Below are 20,551 nucleotides of genomic sequence, written 5' to 3'. Positions count from 1 at the left end.
TTGGGCTCCACGCGCAGCCCAACCTCAAAAGAAAGCTGTCCACTTGTCCGTGACTGGTGCTTCGGTGGCCTGAAACCTGGGGAGGTATTCCTCATCGAAGCACCGCTCTCGGGCAAGTGGACAGAATTCATTTTCCGCACCAGCCATATGTACCAAGGAGTGTCCATGTCCGGAAACAGAGCAGTCGCCTACAAGGAACCCGGTGTCGTCGAAATCATCAACACCGACTACCCGACGTTCGAACTCAAGGACGGACCGGGCGTCAACCCGGCCAACGTGGGACGGAAGGTGCCGCACGGAGTGATCCTCCGCACCGTAACAACCAACATCTGCGGTTCCGACCAGCACATGGTCCGTGGCCGCACCACAGCCCCGCAAGACCTGGTCCTCGGTCACGAGATCACCGGAGAAGTGGTGGAGGTGGGTCCCGACGTCGAATTCATCAAGGTGGGCGACATCGTCTCGGTGCCGTTCAACATCTCCTGTGGCCGCTGCCGGAACTGCAAGGAACAGAAGACCGGCATTTGCCTCAACGTCAACCCGGACCGGCCCGGCAGCGCTTACGGCTATGTGGACATGGGTGGCTGGGTAGGTGGACAGGCGGAGTACGTCCTGGTCCCTTACGCTGACTGGAACCTGCTGCGCTTCCCGGACCGCGACCAGGCCCTGGAAAAAATCATGGACCTGACCATGCTCTCGGACATCTTCCCCACCGGATTCCACGGTGCCGTTACCGCCGGCGTGGGCGTAGGTTCCACGGTTTACATCGCCGGTGCCGGTCCAGTGGGCCTTGCTGCTGCCGTCGGCGCCCAGTTGCTTGGCGCCGCCGTCGTGATTGTGGGCGACATGAACGAAGACCGCCTGGCACAGGCACGCTCATTCGGCTGCGAAACGGTCAACGTGTCCAACGGAAACCCGAAGGACCAGATCGAACAGATCCTGGGCGTACCCGAAGTGGATTGCGGCGTGGACGCCGTAGGATTCGAGGCCCGTGGCCACGGAAAGGACGCTTCGCACGAAGCCCCTGCCACTGTACTGAACTCCCTCATGGACATCACCGCCGCTGGCGGCGCGCTTGGCATCCCCGGCCTCTACGTCACGGGCGATCCGGGTGGAATTGACGAGGCAGCCAAGCACGGTTCCCTCTCGCTGTCCCTGGGCACCGGCTGGGCAAAGTCGTTGTCGTTTACCACCGGGCAGTGCCCTGTCATGAAGTACAACCGTCAGCTGATGATGGCCATCCTTCACGACAAGGTCCAGATCGCCAAGGCAGTCAATGCCAAGGCCATCCCGCTCGAGGACGCTCCGCGCGGCTACGCAGAATTCGACGCCGGGGCGGCAACGAAGTTCGTGCTGAACCCCAACGGCTACGTGAAGGCTTAGTACGCACCAAACAGATACCGGGGACTGCGCGGCAAGAATTACGGGAATGCCGTGCAGTCACCGATATCTGCGCACACCAGAAGCACCACCTCAGGAAGCGGACATCCATGCTTGCACAAGAAGTCGCCGCCAGCACTCCCCTCTTCCACGAACAGGAGTTGACTGACAGCAGGGAGTCAAGGCACAGCCGGGAGTTGACGGCCAGCCTCCAGCGGAAGCATGCACCCACGTGGGCGGAAGCACGGCAGCTGGCCTACCACTGCGCCGCACCGCTCCCGTCCTTGAAAGTCACCCTCGCTGAAGCCATCGGCTGCACGCTGACCACCGACGTCATCGCCCACCAGGACCTTCCCCACTATGCTTCGTCGGCCATGGACGGCTGGGCCATCAACGGCGGCGGTCCATGGACCATCACAGAGTCGGGCCGCCCCCTTTCAGCTGGTGAAGCCAACGTAATCGCCACCGGTGGGCGGGTTCCTCCCGGCGCCACGGCCATTCTCCGCAAGGAGAGTGGGCAGGTCTCCGCGGACGTGCAGCTCTCGCTCAGGCACGACGCGAAGCTGGGTGAGACACTCCCCGGCAGGCACATTCGTCCAGCCGGCGAAGAAGCCACAGCGGGCGATGTCCTCATACCCGCAGGGACGCTCCTCAACCCTGCACACATTGCCCTCGCCGCTGTGGCTGGGCACGATCACCTGCACGTACAGCGCAAGCCCAGGGTCGCCGTCGTACTGACGGGCTCGGAGGTAGTGACATCGGGTGAGCCTGCACCGGGCCAGGTGCGCGACGCGTTCGGCCCACAGCTGGACGCGGTCATTTCGCAATTGGGCGGAGTGCCGGGTGGCCAGCTCCGGATAGGCGACTCGTACGATGAGTGGCTGACAGCGCTGGCTGGCGCCCACCAGGGCGAGCGGCCCGACGTGACGATCACCACCGGCGGAACCGGGAAATCCGGGACAGACCACTTCCGCGACGCCGTGGCGGCGCTCGGTGGGCGGCTCCTCCTGGACGGGATCGCCATGCGGCCGGGTCATCCTGCAGTGTTGGCGGAACTTCCGGATGGCCGTTTCATCATCGGCCTGCCGGGAAATCCACTGGCCGCCATGCTGGCACTCATGACCCTTGGCGAACCCCTGTTGGCTGCCTTGGGAAACCGCCGTTTCCAAGGGATCTCGCACGCGCTCTCCGGCGCCGACCTGGAACCCACCCCGGGAAAAACACGGCTGGTACCCTGCGCTTTTGTCCACGAACTCGCGTTCCCCGCCTCCCACATCGGCCCCGGGATGATGCGTGGGCTTGCCTGGGCAGACGGATACATGGCTGTTCCCCCTGAAGGCGTATCGGCTGGCGATCCGGTTCCCGTCCTGCCGCTGCCGTGGACAGCGCCCATCAGCTCCGCGAACCAGAGAGGAAGGCACTCCGGATGGCACGCATGACGCAGCGCAGGAAAATCCATCGCTTCGTACTGGACGGGCCGGGCACCGAACATCCCGTGCGGTTCAAGGAGGACGTTCTGGCCGCCGAGGAACCCTTGGAAATCAGGATTGGAGGCTCGTCCTTCGCCGTGACCATGAGGACGCCGGGGGATGACTTTGATCTGGTGGCTGGCTTCCTGGTATCTGAGGGCATCATCCGCAGCCACTCGGAGCTGGTCTCCCTGCGCTTCTGTGCTGGTGAAAAGGACGGGATGCAGACCTTCAACGTGGTGGAAGCACAGCTTCGGCCGGATGTGCCCATGCCGGACACCATGCGCCACGTCTACACTTCCAGCTCGTGTGGCATCTGCGGCACGGACTCCATTGAGGCCGTGCGCAAGACCATCCACTTCGATCCATCCCTGGACGAATTACGCGTTCCCGTCGATCTCCTCGCCGAGCTACCGGAGCGCCTCCGTGAAACCCAGGCCGTTTTCGACAGAACCGGCGGCGTCCATGCTGCAGGACTCTTCAAGGTAGACGGTCCCATCCCGGAGCTGCTGTGCCTGCGCGAGGACGTAGGCCGCCATAACGCCGTAGACAAAGTGGTGGGGTGGGCGCTCCGCCAGGACTTGCTGCCGTTGACTGGCCTGGTCCTGCAGGTTTCCGGCAGGGCGTCATTCGAACTCGTCCAGAAGGCCGCCCTGGCTGGCATTCCCGTCCTGTCCGCGGTCAGCGCACCCTCAAGCCTGGCTGTTGATCTGGCTACCGAGACCGGGCTGACGCTGGTGGGTTTCAGCCGGGGACACAGCTTGAATGTCTACTCAGGAAGAGACCGGCTGGCCAGCTCGCGAAAGGCGGTGCCGAAGGCCGCCATCAGCGCGTAATCGCGCGTGCCCCATGATGTGAAAGGGTCCGTGGAAAACTCCGTCTAGGATGAGAAAAGACGAGGGTGCAGGCAGGACAGGGCTTCCAGCCCAGGGCCGCCTGCCTGGACAACGACACGAGGCATCATGGCCGCACGCAACAACCCGGACATCGACAAAGACCCGGACGCCCAGGCCGGAGGCGTCCAGTCAGTAGACCGTGCACTCCAAATCCTGGAAATCCTGGCCCGGGAAGGCGATGCCGGAGTGAGCGAGATCGCTGAGGAGATGGGCGTCCATAAGTCCACCGTGTCCCGGCTGGTCGGCTCCCTGGTGGGCCGTGACCTGGTCCGGCAAAACAGCGAACGGGGCAAGTACCAGCTGGGCTTTGGGATCCTCCGCCTGGCATCTTCCATCCCCGGCCGGCTGAGCGTGGTGCATGAGGCGAGGGAAGTCCTGGAGGCGCTGGCAGCCGAATACAAGGAAACCGTCAACCTCGCCGTGCTGAGGTCAAACTATGCCGTCAATGTGGACCAGGCGATGGGACCGTCAACGCTGGCCACCTACGACTGGGTGGGCAGCCTGACGCCGCTGCACGCCACCTCCAGCGGCAAAGTCCTCCTGGCTGCACTGACCGTCGACGAAAGAAGCCAGGTCTTTAAGGCAGTCGGCCTTCCCGCGCGCACGCCTCGGACCGTGACAAACCGTGGGGAGCTGGAAAAGCAGTTGCTGGACGTGGCCCGCAAGGGGTACGCCACCGTCCACGAGGAGTTTGAAATCGGCCTCACCGCCATCGCGGTGCCCATTTTCAACCACGAGGGAAGTGTCATCGCCGCTGTCAGTATCTCCGGCCCGGCGTTCCGCTTCTCGCCGGAGGACCAGCCAGGCCTCATCGACGGCCTCCGCGAGGCCGGGCTGGCCATCAGCGCCCGTATGGGCTACAGACACCGATAAGGCCGCGACGCCTCGCGGATGACGGCCACGTGAGGTTCGCACGCCTCGAAGCCAGCCGATGTTCGGCGCAGCAGATTGCGGCAACGAGTGTAGTAGCAATAATGACGCCGCAGAGCGTAATATTTCGGCCTTCCAAGAGCTGAGACCGGGTTCAAAAGCTTGCCCCTCCTATGCCCGGAATTCATGAGCCGATAACGCTTTCTACGCAACAACCATCACGATATGCAACATGGATGATCAATTCCGGCCACCCTGTCAAGGTATCGGCCAACATGGAAAAGTTCTTGACTTTGACTGTGACCGGGCGCACTCTGTTGCTTAGCGCGAATGTTGTTGATTCATGCGGAACGCTCGTAAGGCCTAGAGCCCGGCGCCGAACCAACCCGTCTCACTAACCAAATGAGGTGCAAGATGCATAAGGCCTGCCCCCTCAGTGCACTTGCTCCCGGGGAGGCGTCAGGGCTCGACACAGCTCCGCCGATCGCCGTTTTCCATGCCGGCAGAAGGCAGGAATTTCCAGAACGGCGGTACGCGCACCGCACCATCATGGTCATCGAATCGGAGGAAGCCCCCAACCTTCCTCCCGGACGCACACTTCAGGGCCATGTATAAACGCAAACCCATGACCCGCCGAGCAAAGGACCCGCTCATGGCTATAAACAGTGACACCAAACCCCTAACGCCAGAGGAGTTACCTGCCGACGACCGCTTGGCAGACACTCCCGCGACACGTAAGACCGCACGTACGGAGATCTCTGAAGAATTCATCAGCGTCTCCCCTGACGAAACCAACCCCGCAGTCCTCGACGCTGAGGATGGAGGTGCAGAACTCCTCCCGGATGCTGAAGAATACGAACAGATCCTCGAAGAACTGCGCTCCGCAAAGACCGAGCAGGCCGTATCGGCACGCCGGAACCAGAAACTTACGCTCGACAAAGTCACCTTCGGAATCACGGGCGCCATCGCCGTCGCCTTCGTGGTCTGGGGCTTCGTCGGCCGGGACAGCCTCTCTGAGACGTCCAAGGGTGCCCTGAACTGGGTCATGGAGTACACCGGCTGGCTCTTCATGGTCCTCGCCTCCTTGTTCGTCGTCTTCGTCCTGTGGCTCGCCCTGGGCAAGTTCGGAAACATCCCACTGGGCAAGGACGGCGAGAAGCCGGAATTCCGAACCGTCTCCTGGGTAGCGATGATGTTCGCCGCCGGCATGGGCATCGGCCTCATGTTCTACGGCGTGGCTGAACCGCTGTACCACTACATCTCGCCACCACCGGGCACTGTGGACGGCCGCACACCCGCTGCCATCCAGACCGCCATGGCCACATCGATCTTCCACTGGACCCTGCACCCTTGGGCCATGTACGCAGTGGTGGGCATCGCCATGGCCTACGGCACGTACCGCCTTGGCCGCCGGCAACTGGTCTCGGCAGCGTTCACTTCGCTGTTCGGCATCAGGATGGTCGAAGGGCCGATCGGGAAGTTCATCAACATCCTCGCTATCTTTGCCACCCTGTTTGGAACCGCTGCTTCCCTGGGCCTTGGCGCCCTTCAGATCGGCAGTGGCATGACCTCCAACGGCTGGATGGGTGAAATCGGTACTCCCGTGCTGGTGGTCATCGTGGCCATTCTGACTTTCTGCTTCGTTGCTTCAGCCGTCTCGGGCATCAGCCGCGGCATCCAGTGGCTTTCCAACATCAACATGGTCCTGGCCGTCGTACTTGCCCTTATCGTCTTCGTTGCCGGCCCTACTTTGTTCATCCTGAACCTGATCCCGTCAGCCGTCGGCGACTACGCCCGGGACTTGGCAGAGATGTCGTCCCGGACCGAAGCGGTCGGCGACGATGCGCTTCGTAGCTGGATGACGAGCTGGACCATCTTCTACTGGGCATGGTGGATCTCCTGGACGCCCTTCGTAGGCCTCTTCATTGCACGCATCAGCCGCGGCCGCACCATCCGCCAGTTCGTTACCGGCGTACTGCTGGTGCCCAGCGTGGTCAGTGTAATCTGGTTCGGCATCTTCGGCGGGGCCGCATTCCACGTGCAGCAGGAAGCCGACAAAGCCGGCACACCGGGCCTGGTGACCACGACCAACGGGGTCCCATCAGTCAACTTCGACGGCGCACTCTTCGACCTCGTGAAGAACCTCGGCATGCCTGGCTGGCTCACAGCAGCCGTCATCGTGCTGGCCATGGTCCTGGTGGCGATCTTCTTCATCACCGGTGCCGACGCAGCCTCCATCGTCATGGGATCCCTCAGCTCCAATGGAGCAGAACACCCGCGGCGTGCGGTAGTGATCTTCTGGGGCAGCCTCACCGGTGCAGTAGCAGCGGTCATGCTATTGGCCGGCGGCGACGAACCATCTGAGGCCTTGGCCGGGCTTCAAAGAGTCACCATTGTGGCGGCACTACCCTTCGTCGTAGTCATGTTGCTGCTCTGTTTCGCCCTGACCAAGGACCTGCGCCGCGATCCTCTGGCATTGCGCAGACGCCTGGCGACATCCGTTGTTGAACGGGCCATCCGCACCGGTGTTGAACAACACCGCGGTGTCCAGTTCGACCTCGTGACCAAGCACGACTGCGCGGAGAACTGCCCGGATACCGACTGTCCCGGCGGAACCCCCACGGGGAGCATTCCCACCGTTCGGTCTCCGCGCCCGGAGCCAACCGATAACTAACCAGCTTTTGGCCGACCAATCCACACACCAGTAAGGTCCACCATGTCCAACAACCCTGCTCAAGGCACCCTCCGTCTCAGCAACGAAGCCACAAACGATGTGACTCTCACCCTGGACGCGTCCAAACCCATGACAGTCCGGCTTGAGGTTGACCATTGCCCCTGCGGCTCGGAACATAGCCGGCCCGGCTCATACGTCGACAGCGATCTGGGCCAGCGCTGACCGCCCAACCCCCTTCGAATACAACAAAGAAGCAGGTGCCGGATTCCGGCGCCTGCTTCTTTGTTGTCTTGCTTTGGACCCCAGGACTATTTGGATCTCAGGACTATTTGGGCATCAGGACCGAGTCGATCAGGTAGACCGTTGCGTTGGCCGTGTGCACGCCGCCGCAGATCACGTTGGCGCCGTCAACGGTGAGGGCATCCTTGGTGCCGCCAACGGTCACTTCGCCACCCTGTACTGTCTTGTGCGTTCCGACTACCTGGTCCGGAGTCAGCTGGCCCGGGACCACGTGGTAGGTGAGGATCTTGCTCAGTAGGGCATCGTCCGTCTTGAGCGTCTCAATCGTGGCGGCATCGATCTTGGCAAAGGCGTCGTCAACCGGTGCGAAGACAGTGAACTCACTGCCATTCAGGGTTGAGACCAGATCCACTTTGGGGTTGAGCTGACCCGAAACGGCAGCCGTGAGGGTCTTGAGTAGCGGGTTGTTGGAGGCGGCCACCGCAACGGGGTCCTGGGCCATGCCCACTACCGAGCCGGCGCCGTCAGGAACCTTTGCGGCATAACCGGCGCAGCCGGGGCCAACAAGATCGCGGGCCGGGTCCATGGCAGCGCTGGTCATGGCTGAAGCCGACGGCGACGGCGCCGCGGAGGTCATCTCCGGGGCTGCGGACGATGACGAAGGTGTGCTGGAGCTGCTTGTACCACCACAGGCCGTGAGTCCGAGAAGGGCGGCTGCAGTGAGGCCAACGAAGGCGAGGGCGGGGCGCTTTGTGGACAACATGTCATTCTCCTTGTTTTTGGAACCAGGGCGTTGGGTCCATTGGGTGTGGGCACTGGCTGCCCGGTGTTGCTTTTGCGTTACCGGCGTTTGTGCCTCACCAGCTATTCGGAGGTTGCAGTGGTGTGGATGGGTGCGGATTGAAAAAGATTTGAACCAAGCCGTCGCGGCTTCGGCTCCGAACTGCCTACAGATATCCGGAGCCGCCCCCTCACCGTCGGCCCGGCAACATTGGGAGACGCAATGCTGCAATTAGCACTTATCGGCCTGCTGGGCGGGCTAATCACAGGGATTTCGCCCTGCATCCTGCCTGTCCTGCCTGTCATCTTTCTTTCCGGAGGTGTACAGGGCGCCCGGAAGGTCACTGGTAGTGGTTCCGTGGCCACCGAAACCCGGCCAACCGCCGTCGAGCTTAAGGCCCAAGCCAGGCAACGTAGTCAAGCCGGCTGGCGCCCGTACTTGGTGATCCTCGGCCTGGTGATCAGCTTCAGCACGTTCACCTTGGTTGGTTCGTTCCTGCTGAGCCTGGTGAACCTGCCACAGGATCTGCTCCGGTGGATCGGCCTGGTGGTCCTGGTTCTGATTGGGCTCGGCCTGATCTTCGACCGTTTCCAGCACATCCTGGAAAAGCCGTTCTCGTGGATCCCGCAGCGCAAGGTGGGCACGGAAAACGGCGGACTGGTGCTGGGGCTGGCGCTCGGCGTCGTCTATGTGCCCTGTGCAGGACCAGTGCTTGCTGCGATTGCCGTGGCCGGCGCCACCGGTCAGGTTGGCGCCGAAACAATCGTCCTCACGCTGACGTTTGCCGTGGGTGCGGCCCTTCCCCTGCTGGTGTTTGCGTTGGCTGGCCGCCGTGTGGCAGAGCGGGTCAAGGCCTTCCGCAAGAACCAGCGCAAGATCCGGATCGCCGGCGGCGTCATGATGATCGCACTGGCTATCGGCCTGGTGTTCAACCTCCCGCAGCTGCTCCAGAAACTTGTCCCGGACTACACCTCCACACTGCAGGAACAGGTCCAGGATAACGAGTCCGTGAAGAAGGCGCTGGATCTGGGCGGACTGGTTAACGACCAGAACCGGGATCTGGACAAGTGCAGCAACGGCGGCACCGAGCTTGAATCCTGCGGTACGGCACCAGATATCAAGGGCATCCAGGAGTGGTTCAACACTCCCGGTAACCAGGCTGTGAACCTGAAGGACCTCAAAGGCAAGGTGGTCTTGGTGGATTTCTGGGCCTACTCCTGCATCAACTGCCAGCGCTCCGTTCCGCACCTGACCGCTTGGTACAGCAAGTACAAGGAGTCCGGCCTGGAGATCATCGGCGTCCACTCCCCCGAGTACGCGTTCGAGAAAGAGACCCGCAACGTTATGTCCGGCGCTCAGGGCTTGGGCATCAGCTACCCGGTGGCCATCGACAACAACCTCTCAACGTGGACCAACTACCGCAACCGCTACTGGCCGGCGCACTACCTGATCGATTCCGAGGGCACGGTGCGGCACATCAAGTTCGGCGAGGGCGGCTATCAGACCACGGAGAAGCTGATCCGCGAACTCCTGCAACAGGCCAACCCTTCGGTGACGCTCCCCGCACCCATTGAAGCGTCCGACGACGGCCCGGTAGCAGGTGCCACCACTCCCGAGACATATTTGGGCACCACCAAGAAGGTCAACTATGCCGGTACCCAACCGTACAAGGCCGGAGCCGGTGAATACACGGCCCCGGCCGACCAAGCAGCAGACAGTTTCGCACTTGCGGGCGGCTGGGATCTGGGTACGCAGTCCATCACACCCGCCGGAGCCGGCTCCTCCATTGCCCTGAACTACCACGCCAAGCAGGTGTACATCGTGGTCAGTGGCGAAGGAATGATTGACGTTGTCCGGGACGGCAAGACGACGTCCGTTCCAGTGTCAGGAACGCCCACCCTTTACAAAATTGTGGACGACACCGACATCCGCGAGGGCAAGCTCGAAGTCAGGATCCCGGAGGGCATCCAAGCGTACTCGTTCACGTTCGGATAAGCCTTGCTGCCAGAGCGCGTCAGAGGTCGGCCGGGTAGCCAATCCGTGCAGGGCCAAAGCCCGATCCGGTCATCACGTCCAGCCGTCTAGCGGAGGGCTGGACGCCGGTGACAGGATGGCGGCATGGCAATCGAGGTTCGCCCCGCAACCGAGTTCGATGACGTGAGAACAATGGTCGGCCCCAAACGTCCGGACGCCAACGTGTGCTGGTGCCTGAGCTATCGGATTCCTTCGAAGCAAAATCTTGCGCTCCAGCGGGAAGAGCGGGGAAAGTTCGTCGAGAAGCTGGTGGCGGAGGATCCGCCGCCAGGGGTTCTCGCTTACGACGGCGGCGAAGTAGTTGGGTGGGCAGCCGTTCACCCACGCGCCGACACCAGCTTCGCAACCAACCGAAAGATCCCACACGTGGACGACGCCAATGTGTGGTCCATCTGGTGCATCCGGGTGCGGCCTGGGCATCGAGGCAAGGGCATCTCCCATCATCTGTTGAAGGGTGCCATTGATATGGCCCGCGAGTATGGTGCGCCAGCCGTTGAGGGCTACCCCGTGGACAACAAGGGCAGCAAAGTGGACTTGACCATGGCGTACGTTGGCACCCGCAGGCTGTTCGAGAAAGCCGGCTTCACAAAGGTCGCCGAAACAACGTCCATCCTCAACGGCTTCCCGAGGGTCCTCATGCGCCTGAACCTGCGCTAACCCTTGCAGCTGAGTCAGCCTTGCAGTTTCGCCGTCATTCGGTGGGCTTCCTCCAGCAGCAATTTGCCCAGGACGTCCTGCCGATCCGGACGGAAGCGGGGTTCGATCCCTGTCAAGGACAAGGCCCACGCCGGCCGCCCTTGTTGGTCAAAAACCGCAGCCCCCATCCCCCAACTGCCTTCCAGGACCAGGCCGGGATTCACTGAATAACCCGCCAGACGGGTGCTCTCCAGGTTGGCCCGCACCACGTCCGCCGTGTGGCCGGCAGCGAAGTCACCAGCATGCATGTCCCAGTCGGCGAGCAATGCTTCCTGTTCCTCAGGCGGCAGGAAAGCCATAATGGCCGTCCCCGCGGAGGCGACTCCCAGCGGAAAGCGCACGCCTTCATGCAGCACGAAGGACCTCACAGGGAACGAGCCCTCCTCGCGCAGCACGCAGACGGTTTCGTTCCCACGACGGATGGAGAAGAAGGCACTCTCGCCAGTCTCGGCGGCCAATCTGCGCAGCGACGGCCGGGCCAGGTCCTCCATGGGGAACCTGGCGGCAGCTACCGAACCCAGCAGGAAGATTTCAGGACCAAGAACCCATTTCCCCGCGGCGGAATCGTGTTCCAGCAAGCCCTCAGCGGCAAGGGACGTCAGGAGTCGGTGCACAGTTGGCCTGGTCAGCCCTGACTCCCGAACCAATCCGGACAGCGAGGTCCCGTCAGGCTTGCGCCCCACCAACCTCAGCAGCAGGGCAACGCGGCCCACCACTTGGGCGCCCTGCACCGGGCTCTGCAACGATTTCTGCTCCGTCAAAGCCAGCTCCTAAAGATTTCATCCACAATATGGACACAATCGAGCCTACCGTCCACACCATGAGTAGCCAAGCATTGCGACCGTTGACGCGGCCCGGGATGAATCCTAGGCTCCTCTACAGGTCACCCCGTCCACAAAGTGGATACATCCACCACGAAGACTCAAAGAGGAGTTCCACATGTCGAAGATGCACGCCAGCGCAGCCCAAGCGCTCCAGGACCTGATGGCAGACGGGCTGACCATCGCCGTCGGGGGTTTCGGCCTGAGTGGCATCCCCGCGGACCTGATCGACGCCGTCCGCGAGTCGGGGGCCAAGGACCTAACTATCGTCTCGAACAACATGGGCGTGGATGGCAAGGGCTTGGGTGTGCTGATCGAGTCCGGCCAGGTCCGGAAGGTCATCGCATCCTACGTCGGTGAGAATAGGCTCTTCGCAGAGCAGTATCTCGCAGGCCAACTCGAAGTCGAATTCACTCCGCAGGGCACACTGGCGGAGCGTCTCCGCGCCGGCGGCGCCGGCATCCCCGCCTTCTACACGCGGACCGGCGTGGGCACCCTGGTTGCCGAGGGCAAGCCGCTGGAAGAGTTCGACGGCGTAACGTACGTCCGCGAGCGCGCCATCACCGCCGACGTCGCACTGGTTCATGCCCACACCGCGGACACGGACGGAAACCTGATCTACCGCTACACCGCCCGCAACTTCAATCCTGTGGTGGCGACCGCGGGCGCCATCACCATCGCGGAGGCAGAGGTCATTGTGCAGCCCGGCGAGCTTGACCCCAATCACATCGTCACCCCGGGCGTCTACGTCCAAAGGCTTGTGCAGGCCAGCGCACGGGTCAAGGACATCGAACAGCGAACAGTCCGCCCCCGGCCCGAAGCACTGGCCGTCTAACGCTTACCAGGAACAAGGAGCACAATCATGGCTTGGACACGAGACCAGATGGCCGCCATCGCGGCTGAAGAATTGCACGACGGCGACTACGTCAACCTCGGCATCGGCATCCCCACACTGGTGGCCAATAACCTGCCCGAGGACGTGCGGGTTGTCCTTCAGAGCGAGAACGGCCTGCTGGGCATGGGCGCATTCCCGTATGAGGGCGAGGAAGACGCCGACCTCATCAACGCTGGCAAGCAGACGGTCACCATCACTTCCGGCGGCAGCATCTTCGACTCCGCTACCTCGTTCGGCATGATCCGCGGCGGCCACGTGAAGGTGGCCATCCTTGGCGCGATGCAGGTGTCGGGCAGCGGCGATCTCGCCAACTGGACCATCCCCGGCAAGATGGTCAAGGGCATGGGCGGCGCGATGGACCTGGTGGCGGGGACACCGCGAGTGGTGGTCCTCACCGAGCACAACGCCAAGGACGGCTCGGCCAAGATCGTCACCGAATGCACGCTCCCGCTGACGGGGCTGAAGTGCGTTGACCGGATCATCACGGACCTCGCCGTTTTCGACATCGAGGACAACCACGACGGCGGTACGCGCCTGCTGCTGACCCGCCTCGCCCCGGGAGTCACCGTGGAAGAGATCCGCAGCAAGACCGAGGCGGAATTCGCTGTCGCGCTCGAGTCTGAAGAAGAAAGCACCCTCGAAGGAGTAAGCGCATGAGCCTGAAAGACCAGTTCGGCAAGGACGTCCTGCTCACAGGATGGGGACACAGCAAATTTGGCAAGCTCACAGATGAGACCTTGGAGTCCCTGATAGTGCAGGTGGCTGGCGAAGCCATCCGTAACTCGGGGCTGGAGCCGAAGGACATCGACGAGATCTACCTCGGCCAGTTCAACTCAGGCATGCAGCCGCTGGGTTTCACGTCGTCCTTGGCACTCCAGCTCTCAGGGGATCTGGCCAACGTTCCCGCGACGCGCACCGAGAATGCTTGTGCTTCCGGTTCCGCCGCGTTCCAGCAAGGCGTGAAGGCAGTGCTCGCCGGGACTGCGCGCAATGTTTTGGTGATCGGCGCCGAAAAGATGACCGACGCCGGGGCGGACGTGGTGGGAGCAGCCCTCCTTGGCGCTTCCTACGAAATGGCCGGAAAGGCCTCAACCACCGGGTTCACCGGGCTGTTCGCCGAGGTCGCCAAGCATTACGGGAAGCGCTACCGCTCGTCCATCAGCGGCCCGGGTTACGAGGCCGGACTGGGTGATGTCCTAGGTTCCATCGCCGCAAAGAACCACCACAACGGCATGGACAACCCCTACGCCCAGATGCACCGGGACTTCGGCGAAGAATTCTGCCGAACCGTTTCAGACAAGAACCCCATGGTTGCCGAACCCTTGCGCCGCACGGACTGTTCGCCGGTCTCGGACGGTGCTGCCGCCGTCGTGATTTCAACGTCGGCAACCGCCGGTGCAACTGCACCGGTCCGCCTGGCCGGTTTCGGACATGCCAACGACTTCTTCCCGGCAGAACGCCGCGACCCCACCGAATTCGCGGCCACGCGTGTTTCCTGGGAGCGTGCGTTGGGCATGGCCGGGGTGGGTATTGAGGACCTGGACTTCGCCGAGGTGCACGACTGCTTCACCATCGCCGAGCTCATCATGTACGAGGCCATGGGCCTGACACCGCGCGGCGAAGGTTCGCGCGCCGTCAAAGAGGGCTGGGTCTACAAGGACGGCAAGCTGCCCGTCAACGTCTCCGGCGGGCTGAAGGCCAAGGGCCACCCCGTCGGCGCCACCGGCGTGTCGCAGCACGTCATCGCGGCCATGCAACTCACTGGGACCGCCGGCGCCATGCAACTTCCCAACGCCCGGCGCGGAGCAGTTCAGAACATGGGCGGCGTGGGCATCGCCAACTACGTGAGCGTGCTGGAGGCGGTCTAACCCAAGTAAGTCGCAGCACTGCGCGTTTTGAGGGCTGAAAACGCGCACAGCTGCGACTCAGTTGGGTCAGCGGTTCCGGATCAGCGCCGCGATCTCCGTAAACCCTAGCCGCTCTGCGTTCTGCAGGGCGGTTCGGCCTTGGGGATCACGGATATCCGGATCAGCTCCCGCGGCCAGCAACTGCCGGACCACGTCCTGCTGGTTGGGGCCGCCGTTGTTGAGCAGGATGGCTTCCTGCATGGCGGTCCAGCCGAGGTTGTTGACGTGGTCCACGGGCACGCCAGCTGCGATGAGGATCCGCACCGTTTCGGTGTGCCCGTGTTCGCTCGCCGGAATGAGGGCTGTGCCGCCGTATCGGTTGATGCTGCCCACGTCCGCTCCAGCCGCCAAAGTCAGTTGCAGCACCTCGTTGAAGCCCTCCGCGCCTGCATAAAGAAACGCAGAGTCCTGGATGTCGTCCTTGGCGTTGACGTTGCCGCCAGCGTCGATGAGTTCGCGGACCCGCACGGGATCGTTGGCTTTCGCCGCGAGGATCAGGAGTCGGTCGGTTTCGATTTGGGCCTCCGGTGACAGTTTGGGCGGCAGGGCAACGGACGACGCCGGGACAGGGCCCACGCTCGACGGCGAACCCGGCGTCGGTGGCCCCGCAGACGACGGTGTCTCGACAGGCGAGGACGGCGCGCAGCCAGCCACAAGCCCGGCAATCAGTAAACCCGCACTGATTGCCGAGCTCACAGCCAGACCGCGCGCCTTCATGGAACTCATACCGTCGAGGCTACTTCGCAGCTACAGCCAAGGCCTCGGCACCGGCGGTGGCGCAAGCCTCGTCCAAGGCGCCATCGGGAGCGCCGCCGACGCCGATGCCAGCCACGGACACGCCGTTGACCTTCAGTGGGACACCACCGGCCAGGAAGAGCGTGCCGGGGAGGTCAGCAATGGACGGTCCATTGCCGTTGATGCGCTTGGCCAGTTCACTGGTGGGCGCACCGAAAGCAGCTGCGGTGTAAGCCTTCTGCTTGGCGGCCTCGATGGTGTGCTCGGCTGCGTTGTCGCCGCGGAGAAGGGCCTGGACGGTACCGAAGCGATCCACCAAGGCGACGGTCACGAACGGAAGCTTGTCCGCCTGGCACTTGGCAAGCGCCGCATTTACCGCCGCGCTCGACGCTCCGACGGCGATACGGTTCTGGGCAACCACATTCTCAGCTGCGGGCTGGACTTCGGCTGCTACCGGCGCGGCGGGTGCGGTAACAGGTGCGGCTTCGGGAGCCACTGCGTTGGCCACAGCGGTGACCCCGCCAGTGAGCAACAGCGCTCCGGCGGCTGCGGCGGCGATCATCTTGTTGGACTTCTTCATGGAGTGCTCCTCATGGCGTTCATTGGCAATTTCGGGTACACATCCATGCTTCCGGAGCACCTCTCAGGCCACATCGGCCATGTGCTGGGTCCAAGCTCATCCGTTCCGCCAGCCGTATCAGCCAAAAGGTGGAGAGACCAGCAACCGCAAGGGATCTAGCATGGAAAGAGCGCCTACCACCGACCGGAACGGAAACGGGACCCCCAATGCCAGCAGCCCCTCAAAGGCCCGATCCAAGCAGAAGGCCCGATCCCAGCAGCCGGATCGATAACCGCATCGACGCCGTGGTGCACCTTGGTTTCGCCGTGTTGATGGTCGCGTCTGCCGTCCGCTACGTCATGCGCCATTCCCCTGCGGACAACCTCTGGACCGTGGCCTTGGCTGCGGCAGTGTGCGCGCTGTACGCCGTCACTGCGGTCCTCTGCCAGCGTCGCCAAAAACAGCAGCACCGCCAGCCTTGGATGCCTTGGATGTTCGCTTTGGTGGCAGCCTGGGCAGCGCTGGTCATCGTCGCCCCGAGTTTCGCGTGGTGTTCCTTCGCCATCTTCTTCCTTGTCCGCACTGCGTTAAGCGGGTGGGCGGCGTATCTGGCGGGAGGCGCGACGGCGGCGGCCACCGCCGTCGGGCTCTTCCGCATGAGCGACTGGACCGACGTCGCCATGCTGCTGGGACCGTTGGCCGCAGGCGCGCTGCTGACGCTGGTTTACGACAAGATCGAGCGGGATGCCGAGCTTCAACGCAAGCTGCTTAGCCAAGTCTCCAAGACTCAGGAACAGCTGGCCGCGAGTGAACGGGAAGCAGGAGTCGCCGCCGAACGCGAGCGCGTCTCCCGCGAAATCCACGATACCGTCACGCAGGGACTCGCCAGCAGCCTGCTGCTCCTGGAGGCCGCCCAACGGTCCTGGCCTGACGCCGACGCCCACGATGACGTGCGCAAAGCTGCCAGCCTCCTCCGCGGGAATCTCGCCGACACCCGCAGCCTGGTGCACGAACTCTCCGCGCCCGGCCTCGAATCCGGTCCCCTCCCGCAGGCCCTGGAACAGGCTGCCCGGCAATACGTGGATACCATCCGAGTGCAAGTCACGGGCGTCGCGCGGCCCGTCCCTGCAGAAGTTCGGCACGCCCTGCTCCGGGTGACGCAGAGCGCCGTGGCCAACATCAAGCTACATGCCAACGCAGACCGTGCCAGCGTGACGCTTGGCTACCTTCCTGATGCAGTCACTCTGGACGTGTTCGACGACGGCCGCGGCTTTGATCCCGGATCGGTACCTCCGCCCTCGGAAACGGGAGGATACGGTTTGCGCGCCATGCGGCAACGCATTGAGCAATTGGGCGGAGAATTGAGCGTGGAAAGCACACCGGGAGAAGGCACCATCATTGCCGCGCAGCTTCCGCTGCCGGCTCTGCCCGAAAATACGCTTGCCGAAGATACCTCGCCCCAAGATACGTCGAAGGAGTCGCTGTGAGCACCATTTCCGTGCTCCTTGTGGACGACCACACCGTAGTCCGGAGCGGACTCAAGGCGCTGTTGGGCACGCAGGCCGATATCGCCGTCGTCGGTGAAGCATCATCCGGTGAGGAAGCGCTGGAAGCAGCGCAACAACACTCACCCGCAGTGATTCTCATGGACCTTGCGATGGGTGCGGGAATGGACGGCATCGAGGCCATCAAGCAGTTGCGGCAACGCAATCCCCGGCAAGCCGTGATCGTGTTCACCACCTACGACTCCGACGCCGATATTGTCCGCGCGGTGGACGCCGGCGCCATGGGGTACTTGCTCAAGGACGCTGCGCCTGAGGAGATTTTCGCCGCAGTAAGGGGTGCCGTGCAGGGTAAAAGCGTGATGAGCGCGCCGGTAGCATCCCGGCTTTTCCAACAACTGCGGAACCCCGACGAAGTCCTCACGCCCCGGGAGGCGGAGCTCCTCAGTCTCCTGACTGAGGGCCTCAGCAACCGCGACCTGGGCAAACGCCTCTTCATTTCCGAAGCAACCGTCAAAACCCATCTGGCCCATATCTACGCCAAGCTCGGCGTGGAGACGCGGGCCGCGGCGATCGCAACCGCCATTCGCCGCGAAGGCATGCGGTAGGACCTTCTCCGCCCCGGATTGGGCGCCCTTTCCTATATATCCGCGGCCCGCATTCGGTTAAGCTGGCACTATGTCCGACGCCTCAGGACGCAAGATGTTCAAGCACTCCGGAACCGCCCTGCTGTTCCGCGGAATCCTGGCCGTGCTCTTTGCTTTCCTCGTGGCATCTTTGCCAGTAGCCACGGTCTTCGGACTGGTTCTCGTGTTCGGGCTCTTCGCAATCGTGGACGGCCTCACCAATGTGGCCCACTACTTTTATGACCCTTCACGCCATTCCCGCTGGACGATGGTGGGAGGCTTCATCTCCATCGCCGCGGGTTTGGTCGCAGTTGCGTGGCCGGGTATCACAGCAGCAGCGCTTGGCGTGCTGATTGGACTCTGGGCCTTGGTCCTGGGGCTTTCCGAGATCATCTTCGCGTTTGCTGCAAGGAACTCCGTCAATGGCTGGGGAGTCTGGGTGCTCACGGGTCTTGTGACTGCGCTTTTTGGCCTCTTCGTCCTGATCAACCCTGGTCTCGGCTTCCTGGGCATGGTGGGTTTGCTGGCAGCATTCTCCGCTGTTGCGGGGCTGTTGTTGATCGTTTGCGGGATCAAGATGCGCAGGGGCGCCTCGTCCGCCTTCATGTACGCCCACTGATCGCCCCTGCAGTGAAGTTGTCACGGCGGGCAATCCTTCATGAGGGGATGCGCTGGGCGCCAAGTTCGGTAAGTTAGTGGCTGTGAAGATAGCTACCTGGAATGTGAACTCCCTCCGTGCCCGTGCCGACCGCGTTGAAGCGTGGCTTGAGCGCAGTGACTGTGATGTCCTGGCCATCCAGGAGACCAAGTGCAAGGACGATAACTTCCCGTGGGAGCTCTTTGAGCGCATGGGCTACGAGGTTGCGCACTTCGGCGTGAACCAGTGGAACGGCGTCGCCATCGCCTCCCGCGTAGGACTGGAGGATGTTGAGCGCACCTTCCTGGACCAGCCAATGTTCGGCAAGGCAGGCAAGGATCCAGCTCAGGAAGCCCGTGCCATCGCCGCTACCTGTGGCGGCATCCGCATCTGGAGCCTCTACGTTCCGAACGGCCGCTCGCTTGACGACGAACACATGCCGTACAAACTCAAGTGGCTGGACGTCCTTCAAGGCAACGCCTCGGAATGGCTGAAGTCTGCTCCGTCAGCCCAGGTCGCGCTGATGGGCGACTGGAACATTGCCCCCTTTGACGACGACGTCTGGGACATCGAGCTGTTCCGCAACAACAACTTCACCCACGTGAGCGAACCCGAGCGCGCCGCTTTCCACGCCTTCGAGGCTGCCGGTTACACCGACGTCGTCCGCCCCTACACACCAGGCCCCGGCGTCTACACCTACTGGGACTACACGCAGCTGCGCTTCCCCAAGAAGGAAGGCATGCGCATCGACTTCTGCCTGGCCTCCCCCGCGTTGGCTGCCCGGGTTACTGGTGCCTCCATCGACCGTGAGGAACGCAAGGGCAAGGGCGCTTCGGATCACGCTCCCGTGATCGTGGAGCTTGCAGACTAATCACCGCTAAAGGACGAAAGGGGCCGGCTGGACATGAATGGAAACCTGTATCGGGGCCAGGCAGGACTGCCGTTCTCTTCGTCCCTGCGCATTTACGAGCCCCTTGAGGCGTTTCCTCCCGAGCAGCAGCGCCAGCTCGTGGCGGACAGCAGCAAGATAGGTTCCCGCGCCGCCGTCGAAAATGCGGAACTCCAAGCCTCGCTGGGCCGCATCACGCGGACCGGCGGGGACCCCTTCCCCACCGGGCGGACTGATTTGGTGCGCATGACGCGGGTCCCTGGCGGGCGGCACACCGCGGTGGACGGTGCCGCGGACGAAACAACCGGAAAGTCGCCGCAGGATAAAGAAGCCCACGACGCCGGACGGCTGCTTTATTGCCCCAGCCAACTGGTGATTCGGGCCGGGTTGGCGGCGAATGCCCTCATGGATGGTGTGCACAGCCCGCTGGCTGATCTGCTGATTCCGGTTTCCCAGCGGGACAAGCATCAAGCAAGGATCGATCGGATCAACGCAGGGGAAGAAGCCAAGCGGGTACACACCCGGGCCTCCACCTGGGGTATCCCGTTCAGCTGGTTCTCGCTGTTCGCAGAGTCTGACCGCAAGGACGTGGTGGAGTCGGATGGGCATATCCTCACCGTCCGGGTGTGGACACCATTGACGGACGCCCTGGACCGGGCGCGCTTTGCCGTAGCCCATCTGGCCTTGGCAGCTCCGGACCTGGACATGCTGGATGACCTGACGCAGCTCACCGAATGGCTGGAGTTGTTCCACGTCCAGTCCATGGTGGAGCTGGACTACGGCGCCGTGGCGGATAAGGTGTATCCGGACGAATCCCCGATGGATGTGCGCCTTGGGATCGAGTGCTTGGCTGAGGGTGACATGACCGGCGCTGCCGCTGCTTATCGTCGACTCGCCTCACGGTGGATCCCCATCCGGCAGTTGGCGCGGGCTTCGTAGC

The 20,551-nt window shown here is 63.0% G+C and carries 19 protein-coding genes; 15 read left to right on the top strand and 4 right to left on the bottom strand.

Going from position 1 to position 20,551, the window contains the following annotated elements; all coding sequences use genetic code 11:
• Positions 1 to 165: 165 nt before the first annotated feature.
• The 5 genes from fdhA to LDN75_RS02260 all read left to right on the top strand — a co-directional run bounded on the left by fdhA (position 166) and on the right by LDN75_RS02260 (position 7,289).
• On the top strand, positions 166 to 1,383 hold the full coding sequence (gene fdhA, locus LDN75_RS02280; protein WP_223935579.1) for a formaldehyde dehydrogenase, glutathione-independent: 1,218 nt from the start codon (positions 166 to 168) through the stop codon (positions 1,381 to 1,383).
• Positions 1,384 to 1,490: 107 nt separating this feature from the next.
• Positions 1,491 to 2,819 carry a molybdopterin molybdotransferase MoeA gene (locus LDN75_RS02275; protein WP_223935578.1) on the top strand — a complete coding sequence of 443 codons (1,329 nt, stop codon included), beginning with the start codon at positions 1,491 to 1,493 and terminating at the stop codon, positions 2,817 to 2,819.
• A complete protein-coding gene (fdhD, locus tag LDN75_RS02270) occupies positions 2,807 to 3,685 on the top strand; it encodes a formate dehydrogenase accessory sulfurtransferase FdhD (protein ID WP_223935577.1) in 879 nt (292 codons plus the stop codon). The genes LDN75_RS02275 and fdhD overlap by 13 nt, the downstream gene beginning before the upstream one ends.
• Positions 3,686 to 3,811: 126 nt before the next feature.
• Complete coding sequence (locus tag LDN75_RS02265) at positions 3,812 to 4,618, top strand: IclR family transcriptional regulator (RefSeq protein ID WP_223935576.1); 807 nt, start codon at positions 3,812 to 3,814, stop codon at positions 4,616 to 4,618.
• A gap of 649 nt (positions 4,619 to 5,267) precedes the next feature.
• Positions 5,268 to 7,289 carry a BCCT family transporter gene (locus LDN75_RS02260; RefSeq protein ID WP_223935575.1) on the top strand — a complete coding sequence of 674 codons (2,022 nt, stop codon included), beginning with the start codon at positions 5,268 to 5,270 and terminating at the stop codon, positions 7,287 to 7,289.
• Between the two features lie 325 nt (positions 7,290 to 7,614).
• Here the strand turns inward: LDN75_RS02260 and LDN75_RS02255 are convergent, their stop codons facing one another.
• Positions 7,615 to 8,292: a fasciclin domain-containing protein gene (locus LDN75_RS02255; RefSeq protein ID WP_223935574.1), complete on the bottom strand. Its 678-nt coding sequence runs from the start codon at positions 8,290 to 8,292 to the stop codon at positions 7,615 to 7,617.
• A gap of 240 nt (positions 8,293 to 8,532) precedes the next feature.
• Here LDN75_RS02255 and LDN75_RS02250 point away from each other — a divergent pair, with 240 nt between their 5' ends.
• Both LDN75_RS02250 and LDN75_RS02245 read left to right on the top strand, forming a co-directional pair.
• Complete coding sequence (locus LDN75_RS02250; RefSeq protein WP_223935573.1) at positions 8,533 to 10,305, top strand: cytochrome c biogenesis protein DipZ; 1,773 nt, start codon at positions 8,533 to 8,535, stop codon at positions 10,303 to 10,305.
• A 123-nt stretch (positions 10,306 to 10,428) separates the two neighbouring features.
• Positions 10,429 to 11,001, top strand: a complete 573-nt coding sequence (locus tag LDN75_RS02245) for a GNAT family N-acetyltransferase (RefSeq protein WP_223935572.1) — start codon at positions 10,429 to 10,431, stop codon at positions 10,999 to 11,001.
• Between the two features lie 14 nt (positions 11,002 to 11,015).
• Here LDN75_RS02245 and LDN75_RS02240 read toward each other — a convergent pair whose 3' ends face one another.
• Positions 11,016 to 11,801, bottom strand: coding sequence for an IclR family transcriptional regulator (locus LDN75_RS02240; protein WP_223935571.1), 786 nt, complete (start codon positions 11,799 to 11,801; stop codon positions 11,016 to 11,018).
• Between the two features lie 178 nt (positions 11,802 to 11,979).
• Between LDN75_RS02240 and LDN75_RS02235 the strand changes: the two genes are divergently transcribed.
• From LDN75_RS02235 to LDN75_RS02225, 3 genes are read left to right on the top strand one after another with little or no spacing between them, the layout of a single operon-like run.
• Complete coding sequence (locus LDN75_RS02235) at positions 11,980 to 12,696, top strand: CoA transferase subunit A (RefSeq protein ID WP_223935570.1); 717 nt, start codon at positions 11,980 to 11,982, stop codon at positions 12,694 to 12,696.
• A 27-nt stretch (positions 12,697 to 12,723) separates the two neighbouring features.
• Positions 12,724 to 13,413, top strand: a complete 690-nt coding sequence (locus LDN75_RS02230; RefSeq protein ID WP_223935569.1) for a CoA transferase subunit B — start codon at positions 12,724 to 12,726, stop codon at positions 13,411 to 13,413.
• On the top strand, positions 13,410 to 14,624 hold the full coding sequence (locus LDN75_RS02225) for an acetyl-CoA acetyltransferase (RefSeq protein ID WP_223935568.1): 1,215 nt from the start codon (positions 13,410 to 13,412) through the stop codon (positions 14,622 to 14,624). Before LDN75_RS02230 ends, LDN75_RS02225 begins: the two co-directional genes overlap by 4 nt.
• 66 nt (positions 14,625 to 14,690) lie before the next feature.
• On the opposite strand, the gene LDN75_RS02220 is transcribed toward LDN75_RS02225, so the two are convergent.
• Entirely contained in the window at positions 14,691 to 15,389 is a 699-nt protein-coding gene (locus tag LDN75_RS02220; protein ID WP_223935567.1) for an ankyrin repeat domain-containing protein, read from the bottom strand.
• A 10-nt stretch (positions 15,390 to 15,399) separates the two neighbouring features.
• Positions 15,400 to 15,978: a heme-binding protein gene (locus LDN75_RS02215; RefSeq protein WP_223935566.1), complete on the bottom strand. Its 579-nt coding sequence runs from the start codon at positions 15,976 to 15,978 to the stop codon at positions 15,400 to 15,402.
• A gap of 206 nt (positions 15,979 to 16,184) precedes the next feature.
• On the opposite strand from LDN75_RS02215, the gene LDN75_RS02210 reads away from it, so the two are divergent.
• The 5 genes from LDN75_RS02210 (at position 16,185) to LDN75_RS02190 (ending at position 20,550) form a co-directional block, all read left to right on the top strand.
• Positions 16,185 to 17,444 (top strand): sensor histidine kinase, encoded by a 1,260-nt coding sequence (locus LDN75_RS02210; RefSeq protein WP_223935565.1) that lies wholly within the window; start codon positions 16,185 to 16,187, stop codon positions 17,442 to 17,444.
• Positions 17,441 to 18,067, top strand: a complete 627-nt coding sequence (locus tag LDN75_RS02205; RefSeq protein ID WP_223935564.1) for a response regulator transcription factor — start codon at positions 17,441 to 17,443, stop codon at positions 18,065 to 18,067. Before LDN75_RS02210 ends, LDN75_RS02205 begins: the two co-directional genes overlap by 4 nt.
• A gap of 70 nt (positions 18,068 to 18,137) precedes the next feature.
• A complete protein-coding gene (locus LDN75_RS02200) occupies positions 18,138 to 18,704 on the top strand; it encodes a DUF308 domain-containing protein (RefSeq protein ID WP_223935563.1) in 567 nt (188 codons plus the stop codon).
• 82 nt (positions 18,705 to 18,786) lie between these two features.
• Entirely contained in the window at positions 18,787 to 19,593 is an 807-nt protein-coding gene (locus LDN75_RS02195) for an exodeoxyribonuclease III (protein WP_223935562.1), read from the top strand.
• 33 nt (positions 19,594 to 19,626) lie between these two features.
• Positions 19,627 to 20,550, top strand: a complete 924-nt coding sequence (locus LDN75_RS02190) for a hypothetical protein (protein ID WP_223935561.1) — start codon at positions 19,627 to 19,629, stop codon at positions 20,548 to 20,550.
• Position 20,551 lies beyond the last annotated feature (1 nt).

Origin of the sequence: Arthrobacter sp. StoSoilB5, assembly GCF_019977235.1 — a bacterium.
Taxonomy (GTDB): domain Bacteria; phylum Actinomycetota; class Actinomycetes; order Actinomycetales; family Micrococcaceae; genus Arthrobacter.
This window is presented reverse-complemented; position numbering and strand designations above follow the sequence as displayed.